The sequence below is a fragment of the Acinetobacter portensis genome (assembly GCF_009372215.1).
GTDB classification, from domain to species: domain Bacteria; phylum Pseudomonadota; class Gammaproteobacteria; order Pseudomonadales; family Moraxellaceae; genus Acinetobacter; species Acinetobacter portensis.
The window spans coordinates 89232-102343 of record NZ_LWRV01000091.1 but is presented as its reverse complement, the minus strand read 5'-3'; the positions used below and the strand labels follow the sequence as shown (position 1 = coordinate 102343).

Below are 13112 nucleotides of genomic sequence, written 5' to 3'. Positions count from 1 at the left end.
TTGATTTATGACGGAAGTCTAGTACGCTAATGCTAATCCATAAATATGCTGATTCTTTACGGTAAATAATCCAGACCATAATGTAAAAAATACCGACAATAATATTGATGAGAAAACCAATAGTAATTAATGTCCGTTGATTAAATTGATATTTATTAAAAAGAGGTAACACTTGATTATAGGTGTCAAGATGAATTCGACCTAGATTCGCTTCTTGAATAGGAGAGCTTGCAACATAAATCCAAAGCGTATTATTTTTCTGTTGTATTTCTGATCGAGGAAGTGACCAAATACGAGGTACATTCCAACTGCGAGATAAAGGTTCAATTAAAGATTGATCTTGCCAAAGTAAGTCATTATTTAAATATACTTTGCCAGCCATATTGATGTGACTAATAACCAGACCAAGAGGTTCTTTTGCATCTGGACATTGATCAGACCAGTGTATTTGATACCAAATATCACCTTTATAATTTGGCCAATGAAACTTTGTGAAATCTGGAAATTTGTGTACATTTACCCATCCAGTTGAAGGGCGTATATCTTGATTTTGTGGAAGCGCTTTAGCTGTTTGAACTGAGGTGATTTGAGGTTTGCAAATTTGTTTAATATTTTTTGTATTTGCATGTATTTGGCAACTAAAAGATATTAGACACAGTATTACTAAGCTAATAAGCCTAAATTGCGTGCAGTATGAATGGCTTTTGATCTGTTGCTTACAGACAATTTTCGATAAATATTCTTTATATGGCATTCGATTGTATATTTTGAGAGAAATAGCGATTCGGCAATTTCTCTATTACTCATCCCCAAGGATACTAAATTTAAAATTTCTTTTTCTCTTTTAGAGAGTAAATCATTCTGAACCGTATTAGTATCTTTTTCTATTGATTGAAAAGAAATTTTTTCTAAAATTCGTTGAGCAATAAATGGATCTATTGGTGCTCCACCACGAATTACACTACGGATAGAGAGTAAAATTTCAAAGTCATCACGCTCTTTTAAAAAATAGCCTGTAGCACCATTTTTGATTGCGTGCAAAATCGTTTCTTGAGTATTGCATGTTGATATAATTAAAGATGGAATATCAGGATTAAGTTGGTTGAGTAGACTAATAATTTCTAGACCAGATCCATCTGGTAACCCCAAATCTATTAAGGCGAGTCCAATTTGATGCTGTGAAATTTGGTATTTAGCATCTTGAATTGACTGAGAGAAAATAAAGTCCTTTTTTTTATAACCCAATTCAATCAATAGATTTTCCGCGCGTTGTTGCATGGAAATATCATCTTCTAAGACTAAGACAGGTGTTGGTAAGATCATTTCATGTTGTTCCATAAAATATATTCCTTTTCCTGTAGTTTATTTAAGAGAAAATCAGATAGTAGAGACTAAGTATTAGTGTGTTTTATTTTTCACTGTAGCTCAGTTACTTATAAAAAGACAAATCATATTTATAAGGATCTATTTGTGAGTTTATACACGATATTTCAACATATAGTTACAGTTTTTAAGAAATAGAAAAAGATTTGAAAAACTTTAATTTGCAAAAATAAACTTAATTTATTTTATATAAGATGTTGTATTTAATATTAAATTTATGAATTTTAATGTGAATAACCAATTAAAAAATTATGTGATTAGGTATTAAAAATACCAAATTGTAGTGATATGTAAATTTATATGTCTGTAGTGTAATTCAAACTAGGGAAAACCATGTGCTTTTGTAGATAAAGTATTGGTTTAGTTAATTAGGAATACGTTGCTATCTCGTTAAATTTTTCAATATAAATAATTGTTTACATATTACTAGTTTTTTATTGGATACGGGACAAGCGCTCTTACTTGAGGTAAGGACATGAATCACATTTATCATATTATTTGGAGTGAAACTCTAGGGACTTGGGTTGCAGTTGCTGAAAATGTAAAACGTAAAGGAAAGCGTAGCTCTAAGCTCGTAATGGGTGGGGTTCTAATTGCGACAGTTCAAAGTTTATTTTCTGTAAATGCTGGAGTCGACTGTACAAATGGTAATGGTGTTTCATGTCAATCAAATTCAAATGGATTTACTCGTACTATTTCGATTAATACAGGTGTACTTAATAATAAATCTGTAGGTGCTATTATTTCAGGTTCAAATGGTAGTAATGGTAGTAATGGAGCTTTATTTGTGCCACCTGGTGGTGGTGGTAAGGGTGAATCTATTAATGGGGTTGAATATAATATTGAAAAACCTGACTTTGATCCAGATACAAATATTTTAAAAGTGACTTATAAGGCTTCAAACTCAACAGATGCATATGAGGTTACATTTACACCTATTAATACATCAGGTGATACATCTTATATTTTTGACTCTTCGAAAACTATGGCTGTAAGTAAACAATATGGCAAATATGAGAATGGAGTTTTTACTGCGAATAGTGATCCAGCGATAAGCGAAAGTATTGTTGTAAATATCGTTGAGTCAAATCCTGACTCAGGTTCTGCTGCAGTAATAATTTCATCTGATAAATATGGTTGGAGTATTCAGGGTGATTTTTCAAATGATGTAGATGCAGCTTCTGGTGATAGCATTACTGTTGATACGGGTAATGGTGTAAGTGCTCCATTTACAACGATTGTTAATGGTAATGGTAAGGAAATAACCTTTAATTCAAGTACAACAAGCACAGCTAATAAAGCAGCGGTTTATTCAATTAGTAAAGGGGGGGATGGTGGACGTGGTGGTAGTTATTACTTAGGTGGAGATGGAAAAAAAGGTGGTAAAGGTGGAGATGCATCAGATGCAGAGATTCAAGTTAATCATTTAAAAATTAATATTGAATCTACTCAAAATAAAGGAAGCATTGGTGTTTTAGCTTTATCACAAGGTGGGAATGGTGGTAAAGGTGGAGGTTCATATACGATTGCTGCTGGTGGTGGAAACGGTGGTGGTGGTGGTTTAGGTAAAAATGCATATGCAGATGTAAAAACAACAGATATTTATATTAAAGATAATAATTCTTCAGGTATTGCCGCAATAAGTGCGGCGGGTAATGGCGGTAATGGCGGTAATGCTGGTGGCATTGTTTCTAGTGGGGGACGAGGCAATACAGCAGGGCAAGCTGGTGCTGTTTCAGTCACAACAGACAATGCAACACGTATTGAAATTGTTGGTCATAACTCGAATGGTATTTTGGCTCAGTCAGTTGCTGGTGCTGGTGGTAATGGTGGATCAAGTATTGGACTTGCTGCACTTGGTGGTAATGGTGGTATGGGGGGAAATGCAAATACATCAACTGTAAATTCTGAAGCTGAAATTATTATTACAGGTAATAACTCGTACGCTATAACAGCACAATCGATTGGTGGTGGTGGTGGTAATGGTGGTTCGACGGTTGGTGCTGTTAGCCTTGGTGCAGCAGGTAAAGCTGGTGGAGATGGTAGTACTGTAACTGTTGTAAATCAGGGTAAATTACAAATCAAAGGGGATAGCTCTTACGGAATTTTAGCTCAATCGATTGGTGGTGGTGGTGGTAATGCAGGTTTAAGTGCAGGTTTAGTTGGGATTGGTGGACGCGGTGGAAGTGGTGGAACAGCGGGAGAAGTTGAGGTTAGAAATACTTCTTCTGGTGACATTACAACTTTAGGCAAAAATGGGCATGGCATTGTTGCACAATCAATTGGTGGTGGTGGTGGTAATGGTGGTTTAACTATTGGTGCTGGTTTAGTTGGTGTAGCTATTGGTGGTGATGGTGGGGCTGGGAATGATTCAGATAAGGTTAAAGTTGAAAATGATGCGAACATTACAACAGGCAAAGAAAACAATAAGACTCTGTCAGATAATTCCGTAGCTATTTTAGCTCAATCAATTGGTGGCGGTGGTGGTAACGGAAGTCTAGCAATAAGTGGGGGAGCTGGTTTCAGCTTAGCAGTCGGTGGTAGTGGTGCCGGCGGTGGAAAAGCTGGAGTCGTTGAAGTCGAAGTTGGTAAAAATGCGACTACTGAACATAAAACTGAACTTACAACTTGGGGAAATAACTCTTCAGCAATTAAAGCTCAATCGATTGGTGGCGGAGGTGGTAATGGTGGTGTAGCTATCTCTGCAAATATAGGTGTGACTGGGGTTGGCGCTTCAATTGCATTGGGTGGTAGCGGTGGCACAGGGGCTGAATCAAGTAAAGTAAATGTGACAACCTCTAAGAATACAATTATTTCTACTCATGGTGACCGTTCTACGGGTATTACAGCTCAATCTATAGGTGGTGCTGGTGGTGATGGTGGAATGGCAATTGCTGCGGGTGTATCTGTAGGGACTGCGATAAATATAGGTTTAGGTGGTTCTGGTGGTAGCGGTGCGAAATCAGGCAATGTGGAAGTAAAGAATGATGCAATTATTACAACAGAAGGTCTAGATTCCACAGGTATCTTAGCGCAATCCATTGGCGGTAGTGGTGGTACAGGTGGACTGTCTGTGGCTATAGGTGCTGGAGCAACGAGTGCATCATTTGCATTAGGTGGCAATGGTGCTGTAGGTGGAACAAGTAAAGAAGCGAAGATTACGAATACTGCTGGCATTTTGACAAAAGGTGATGGTTCTTCTGCAATTGTGAGTCAATCTATTGGTGGTGAGGGTGGTAATGCTGGTGGTTCAATAGCGGGCAGTATTGGTGGTATTAGTTTGGCACTTGGGCCTGGGGCACTTGGTGGTGTTGGTGGCAACGCTGGGAATGTCATCATCGACTCAAAAGCAAATTTAGAAACCCGAGGTCATAATGCAACAGCTGTAATTGCTCAGTCGATTGGTGGGGCTGGTGGTAATGGTGGTTTTAGTGTAGCTGCATCTGCTTCTGGTATTGCTGGAGCTTCTTTGGCATTAGGTGGAAAAGGCGGGGGCGGTGGTTCATCTAGTACAGTAGATGTGACATTGTTATCAGATGAAAGTCGAGCACTAATTGAAGAAAATACAAGGATATTAACTGAAAGTAATAACTTATCCGAAGCAGATAAGAAGCGTTTGATTACAACAACTAATCAGTCTATCGCTCAGTTGGTGAATCCGAAGTTAATTACTACCATTGGAGATAACTCTTCAGGTGTGCTTGCACAATCTATAGGGGGTTCTGGAGGGAATGGAGGTACATCAATTGCTGCTTCAGCAAATGGTAATATTACAGGTGGTGGCGCACTGAGTCTTGCATTTGGTGGAAAAGGTGGTACTGGAGGAACTGCAGGGAAAGTTAATTTAATTTCTGATCACAAAATTCAGACCCTAGGACAAAGCTCGTCAGCAATTGTTGCACAATCGATTGGTGGTTCAGGGGGGAATGGTGGGACTTCAGTTGCAGCAGCTGCATCAGGTTCTTCAGGCCCAGTATCTGTGAGTGCTTCAATTGCTATAGGTGGGCAAGCAGGTGCAGGTGCGATTGCAAATACTGTAAGTGTAACAAACTATGGTGATTTATTTACACAGGGTGATCATTCTAAAGGTATTGTTGCACAGTCCATTGGTGGTAACGGTGGTAATGGTGGTTTAGCAATTGGTGCAAGTGTTGCAGGCGGGGCGACAGGTGCTGTTGCATTGTCTTCCGCTGTTGGTGGGGATGGTGGTGCAGCAAACGTTGCAGATTCTGTAACGGTAGATAATTTCGGTGATATTACAACACAAGGTGACTTTGCACATGGTATTTTAGCTCAGTCTATCAATGGTAATGGTGGTGCTGGTGGTATTTCCGTAGGTGCTTCTATTGCGGGATCTGGAGATAAGGCGCTTGTAGCAACTGTAACTTTAGGTGGTAAAGGTGGTGATATTGCTTCTCAAACAGAATATAAAAATAAAGTAACGGTAAATAATTCAAATAATAGTATTAAAACAACAGGTAATTTTTCCGATGGTATTAGTGCACAGTCAATAGGTGGTAATGGCGGTGTCGGTGGTCTAACTGTTGGCGCTGCTGCAGCGGGTAGCGCCAATATGGCAGCAGGTATTGCTGTTGGTCTTGGCGGAGAAGGTGGTACTGGCGGAGTTGCAGGCACTGTAACTGTCCAGAATATAAATGCACTTATACAGACAGTAGGTACGTCATCACATGGTATCAATGCTCAATCGATTGGTGGTAATGGTGGCAATGGTGGTTTAGCTGTTGCGGGTAGCATTGCCATTTCAAAAGACACAGCGGCAGCATTAAGTGCAAGTGTCGGTGGTTCTGGAGGTTCTGGGAATAAAGCTTCGGACGTTACAGTTATTTCAGACAATATAAAACATGTTCAAAATAGCGTTTCTATTGCGGAACATGAAAAAGATTTAACAGCAAAGTATATATCTTCGATATTGACTCAAAATGACTCATCTAACGGTATTAATGCCCAATCGATTGGTGGTGGTGGTGGTAATGGTGGTTTAGCTGGAAGTTTTTCTATTGCTGGATCGCTTAATAATGCTGTAACAGCTGCGGTTGCAATTGGTGGTTCTGGTGGTTCTGGTGGATCGGCGAGTAATGTGAAAGTCGAAAGTTCTGACAACATCACTACATTAGGGCAAGATTCAAATGCAATTTTAGCGCAATCGATTGGTGGTGGTGGTGGTAATGGAGGTACTGCTGTAGCTGGTACCTTGACTGTGAGTGCCGGTGCTGAAGGTGGTGCATACAGCGCCAATGTAAGCTTAGGTGGTCAAGGTGGTTCAGGAAACTCAGCAGGCACCGTGAATGTTGATTCTTTAGGAACACTAATCACATTTGGTGATTCATCACATGGTGTATTGGCACAGTCTATTGGTGGTGGTGGCGGTAATGGTGGTATGAGTATTGCTGCAACACTTACTGCAAGTAGAGATTCATCAATGCAAGCGAGTATTGCAATTGGTGGAAAAGGTGGTGTCGGTGGAATGGCGAATACAGTGACTGTTTTACGTGAAGCCGAAGGTGAAATATATACATTTGGCGATTCTGCAACAGGTATAACAGCACAGTCTATTGGTGGTGGTAATGGTGGTAGTGCTATTTCATTAACAGGATCACTTTTAGATACAACATCGGTTGCATTTGCATTAGGTGGATCTGGTGGTAGAGGAAATGAAGCTGGTGAAGTTAATGTATTAAATAAATCAAATATTTATACATTGGGTGACCAAGCGCAAGCAATCAAAGCACAGTCTATTGGTGGCGGTGGTGGTAACGGTGGTTCATCGGTTGCTATTAGTGCGACTGCATTCACAAAAGACTCGGCAACTAATGTAGCAGCAAGCGTCGGTGGTTTTGGTGGAACAGGCAACCTATCTAAACTCGTTGATGTAAAAAACCAAGCTAACCTATTTACCAAAGGATATGGTTCCCAAGGCATATTGGCACAATCGATTGGTGGTGGTGGTGGTAATGGTGGTTCGAGTTATTCAGGGACATTTAATCCAGGTGGTTTCTTAAATAATGAAAGTTCTGCAACCACATTAGCAGCCTCTGTAGGTGGATTTGGTGGTTCTGGAAATAATTCAGGAGTTGTGAAGGTTGAAAGTACAGGTGAGTATATTTACACCTTAGGTGAATTTTCGAGTGCAATCCAAGCACAGTCGATAGGCGGTGGTGGTGGTAACGGTGGGAATTCAACAACTAAAGCACTTTCTCTCCAATGCGACAGTGGTTGTGATATTGATGATCCTAATGCTGAGTCTGATACAAATATTTCACTTAGTGTTGGTGGTTTTGGTGGTAATGCCAATATAGGTAATAAAGTAGAAGTTACGAACTCTTCAGAGTTACGAACCAAAGGGGATGGTTCGAATGGTATTTATGCGCAATCCATTGGTGGTGGTGGTGGAGATGGAGGTAATGCACTTGTAGATGCAAGTTCTTTCAATATCAATAGTCGCGAATCTAATTCACATTCAATGACATTGGCTGTGGGGGGCTATAAGGGAACAGCTGCAAATGCAGATGAAGTGAAAATTACCAATTCGGCATCTATTTACACTGAAGGTCTTAATGCAAAAGGTATTTTAGCGCAATCGATTGGTGGTGGCGGTGGTAATGGTGGTAATGCATTCGGTGCTACGGTTGGTGTTGGTGGTGGTGCTTTACAGCAAGAGATTGCAGTAGGTGTGAGTGCTATTGCTGGGTTATTAGGTGAAACTGTTGATACCTCGGGGATAACAGGCTCAGCAGGTGATGCTGGCACGGTAGAAATTACGACTCGACGTAGCGTATTAGCAGATGAAATTTTTAGCATTATCACCAAAGGAGCATATTCAGATGCCATCTTTGCCCAGTCTATTGGTGGCGGTGGTGGTATTGGCGGGAGTGCTTCAGGAAAATTAGCAATAGGTGGTGGAGCTGGAGCTGGAGCTGGAGGTGATGCTAAAGCTGTCACTATCAATAACCAAATTGATTTAATGACCTTAGGCGAAAGCTCACGAGGCATTATTGCCCAATCAATTGGTGGTGGTGGTGGTGCTGGAGGTAACGTTACTGGTGAATCAACGGTAGGTATTGGTGGTTCTGGTAGTAGTGCAGGTCATGGTGGAACAGTTAAGGTTATTAATGATGCCATCATAGTCACAAAAGGATATGGATCAGAAGGGATTTTGGCACAGTCTATTGGTGGCGGTGGTGGTATTGGTGGAAGTGTAGAACAAGCTACTGTCGCAATTGGTGGTGGTGCACTTGAAAATATTTTGAATCGAATTGGTGTTCCAACATTTACAGCGAATGGTGGTCATAGTGACAAGGTTACTGTGAATAATTTAGAAAATGCTGTAATTCAGACTGAATCGAATGATTCCGCAGCGATTGTTGCACAATCGATTTCTGGTGGTGGTGGTAAAGGTGGTAATGCTACAGGGACACTATCATTAGGTGGTTTTGGTTCAAATGCTGGCGAAAGTGGCGAAGTTTTCGTGACCAATGAAGCAAATTTAAAAACTAAAGGTACAAACTCAGCAGGTATTATCGCTCAATCGATAGGTGGTGGTGGTGGTATTGGTGGACATGCATCTGGAACATTAGGCATTGGTGGCTTTGGTAGTTTAGGTGGTAAATCGGGTGTCGTAACCGTACAGAACTCGGGTCAAATTTCGACTTCAAAAGTTGATTCAACAGCTATACTAGCCCAGTCTATTGCTGGTGGTGGTGGTTTAGGTGGTGGAGCTTCAGCTTCCGTTGCTATTGGTGGATTTGGTGGAGATGGTGCAGATAGTGGCAATGTAAATGTACAAAATGCCGGTAATCTATTCACCAAAGGAAGAAATGCATCTGCAATTGTTGCACAATCGATTTCAGGTGGTGGCGGTAAGGGGGGTTCTAGCGATGGTGGTGTTGTAACTAAAGAAGCCAATACTACAACCATTGAAAGTGCATATGTTGCTATTGGTGGAAATGGAGCAGGTGCAGGTGATGCAGGCGACGTGAAAGTCAATAACACTGCAGACTATATCGTGACTAATGATCATCAATCGAAAGGTATTGTTGCTCAATCGATCGCTGGTGGCGGTGGTATGGGTGGAGAAGCTAATGGTATTGATGTATCAGATATTATTAATGACAATACTCAAAATGTTTTAGCAACCTTTGATCAAGGTGCAGCAGCAGCGGGCTTAGGTAATGGTGCTATTTACAGTGTGCATAATTTATCGAATAAATTAGCATCAGGTTTGAGTAGTGCAGCAAATACAATTATTGGTGTACTTTCAACACCTTTAGAATTGTATTATAAGAATTTAGCTTCGCCTTCAAATGGTGGTTCATCAGGTAAAGTCGTACTAACGAATGCTGCTAACAGTATTATCCGTACCTCTGGAAATGGTTCTGAAGCAATGGTTGCTCAGTCTATCGCAGGTGGTGGTGGTACAACGGGCAGTGCAAAAGGATTGTTAGTGTCAGGTGCTTATAATGGTGGTGCAGGTGATTCAGACTTAATTACTGCATCTAATAGTGGAATATTACTTACAGAGGGGGAGCATTCTTCTGCCATTGTTGCACAATCAATTTCTGGCGGTGGTGGCCTAACTAGCGGTTTAGATAATATTTCATCATATGCTGTTTTAGGTGGGGAAGGTGCTTCAGGCCAGAGCGGTAAAGTCAAAGTAAACAATGACAATATTTTGTATACAGCGGGCAAATTATCATCTGCTATTGTTGCGCAATCTATTACTGGCGGTGGCGGTATTATAGGTTTAAGTCATTATCTCGAATTTGGTAATGTGGTTGATGCAAGCATAAATGATGCTGGACAAGCGAATGATGTTGAAGCAATTAGCACAGGATTTATAACCACTGAAGGTGATGGTGCAGTCGCAATCGTTGCGCAATCGATTGGCGGAGGTGGAGGTTATGCTGCTGGTGTGGATCAAGACAACTCTCCAAATAATAATGTAAGTAATACTGCGAAAGGCGATGCTGGTGATGTGATTATCAAGCTTGGCCCAATGCCAGTAGTGGCACTATCTCGGCAAACTCAACCAAACAACGATCCAGATGATGATTCCAATGATGACTCTGTTGCAATTACGCCAATTAAAAAAGTAGCCTCTATTTATACAGCGGGTAATTATGCTCACGGTATTATTGCGCAATCGCTTGCTGGCGGTGGTGGTTATGCGAACTTAATAGATAGTGATGGCAATATTAGTGGCTTTTTCTCGGGTACAGTGGGCGGTCAAGGTGAAGCAGGAAATGTTTCTATAGCACTTGATGGTCGTATCATTACATCGGGTGAAGGCTCAATAGGCGTCTTAGCTCAAAGTGCTGGTAGTCAAAATGGTAATATTGAAATAGATATTGCGAAAGATACTGTCATTATTGGTGGTAGTGGTAATGGTGCTGCCTTGGCATTATATGATGGTAAAGACAATACAGTTCTTAATAAAGGTTATCTGACAGGTACAGGAACAATTAACAGCCATTATGTAAATGATGATATTCGTTTAGAGCGAGTAGGCTATTCAGATTCATTTGCAATTATTGGTGATAACAGTAGCAATACCATTACCAATGATGGTGGTTTTATTACAGGAAGCATCTATTTACCTGATGGTTCGAGTACGTTGATCAATCAAAATAATGGTTGGGTGCTTACTGGACAACTTATGCAGTTTTCAAATGAACCAAATCCAACGTCACGTATAATGTTTAGAAATACTACACCACAAGTTGGTCAAGTTATTAATGATGCAAACTGGTCAATTGGAGGGGTGGATGAAATCAGTTCAACCCATGTGGTTGGTGATTTTACGCAGTTATCTTCAGGGGTATTCTATCTTGATTATAATGCAGATCGTAATAGCGGTAATGCTGGCGATTTAGGTCGTATGATGACGATGTCGAGTACAAATTCAACTATTGGAACATACGATACGATGGATGTGTCTGGTTCAGTGAATTTGGACGGAACAATTGCGATTAATGTGATGAATTCTGGTTTGGTTACACCAGGTGATTTTAATCTGGGTTTCATTAATGCTAATGAATTGAATCTATCAAATAGCTTGCAATTGGTGTTCTTACCATCTGCAATTTCTCGCTACAACTTGCAGAATAATGGTAATGGTGGCATGTCGCTACTATCTAACTATAATTACATTCAAGATGGTTTAACACCGAATGGTGTTCGTATGGGCGATGTTATTAATAGAATTCAAACGGTGCAAAATACACCTGCATTTGAAAGCATTGCTAATGTGATTTACTACAGCCCAGATTTAGAAACACTACAAGCTAATTATAATGCAATATCTGGTGAAGGTTCTGCTGCAATCCATCAATCAGCATTTACATTAGCAAATGATTCTGTCAATGATATTTCAACTCAAATGGATTTTTGGCGTTCTAAGTCTAACTTAGTGAAAACCAATAGTTCAGTGGCATTAACTTGTTCTAGTGAAGATGCTTTAGGTTCATCTCGTGCAGATGTGAAAAATTGCCAAGATAGCAACAAATGGCGTTTATGGGTAGCTGGTAATGATGGGCACCAAACACTGAGTGGGAAATCAAGAGATGGAATTGCAGATGTAACCTCAAATTCAAATCGTTTAATGGTCGCATTAGACTATGAAATAGATCCAAGCACTTTAATTGGTGCGGCATTTGTTGATGGTAAAGCACGTTATGAAATTAAAGATCGAGCATCAACGGGTACGGTAGATAGTACGGGTGTAACGTTCTTTGGTATTAAAGACTTTGAACAATACTACGTTAAAGGTATGTTGGGATATGACTGGTTAAAAGCAACCACAACGCGTGACATTTATCTAAAAGGGAATGATCAAGCAACTCCTCCTGTAGCAGACATTCAAAATAGAGTGGAAGTAGATTTCAAAGGTGGAATGCTGACGACGCGTTTAGAGGCTGGTTACAAATACCTTGTAGATGGTATTAATGTGACACCATTTGTGGGTGCACAATTTGCTATGACGCAATACGATGGAACAACAGAAAAAGAAACAACAGGTGCGAGTACTGATATTGGTTTGAAATATGAACGTAACCGTAACTATTCTGCTCCATTATTTGTAGGTGTTCAGTTCGATAAGAATTACGAATTGAATATGGGGGTATTACAACCGTATGCACGTTTCAGTCTAAATCATGATTTATCGACAGATCGTGAAGTTGAAGCAAGTTTTGTTTCTGCACCAGGTTACTTATTTACGATAAATGGTGGTGAGCCACAAAAAACAAGTGTAGATGTGAACTTAGGCTTTAAGATGAATACAAAAGCCAATGTATCGCTGTTTGGTCAATACAATGGCAAGTTCTCTTCATCAAGCTCAAAAACAGATCATGTGAATTTTGGTCTTGAATACACATGGTAAATTTTTTGATTTAAGCATATTGAAAAACCAGCTTCGGCTGGTTTTTTTATGTTGAATAAAACCAAGCTAAATATGAGTAAAGTTCCCCATAGTTACTATTGATGAATGAAATTAACAAAATATTGAATTGCTGTATGCCGAGCGACCTTTGCCTGAATGTGGCATTGCAAATATCCAACCTAAATAAATTCGGCACTGCACATTCAACACAAATGCTTATTCAATGGGCTGAGAGTGGACGTAATTTTTCTGTATTACTAGATTAGGTGGTCAATGAAATATTATGATTAAACTAATATTTTAGATTGGGTATGAAATATTTAAACTTTGG

General features: G+C 39.9%; 2 protein-coding genes and 1 pseudogene. 1 reads left to right on the top strand and 2 read right to left on the bottom strand.

Annotated features, from left to right (window positions below):
* Together A6M14_RS14285 and A6M14_RS11520 are read right to left on the bottom strand one after the other, a co-directional pair.
* Positions 1–754 (bottom strand): annotated as a pseudogene (locus A6M14_RS14285) (hypothetical protein); the annotation flags it as partial.
* The gene (locus A6M14_RS11520; protein WP_152875172.1) at positions 664–1338 is read right to left on the bottom strand and encodes a response regulator transcription factor; all 675 of its coding nucleotides are present in this window, start codon (positions 1336–1338) and stop codon (positions 664–666) included. The pseudogene A6M14_RS14285 and the gene A6M14_RS11520, both read right to left, overlap by 91 nt.
* Before the next feature lie 520 nt (positions 1339–1858).
* Here A6M14_RS11520 and A6M14_RS11515 point away from each other — a divergent pair.
* Positions 1859–12781 carry an ESPR-type extended signal peptide-containing protein gene (locus A6M14_RS11515; protein ID WP_152875170.1) on the top strand — a complete coding sequence of 3641 codons (10923 nt, stop codon included), beginning with the start codon at positions 1859–1861 and terminating at the stop codon, positions 12779–12781.
* Positions 12782–13112: the final 331 nt, after the last annotated feature.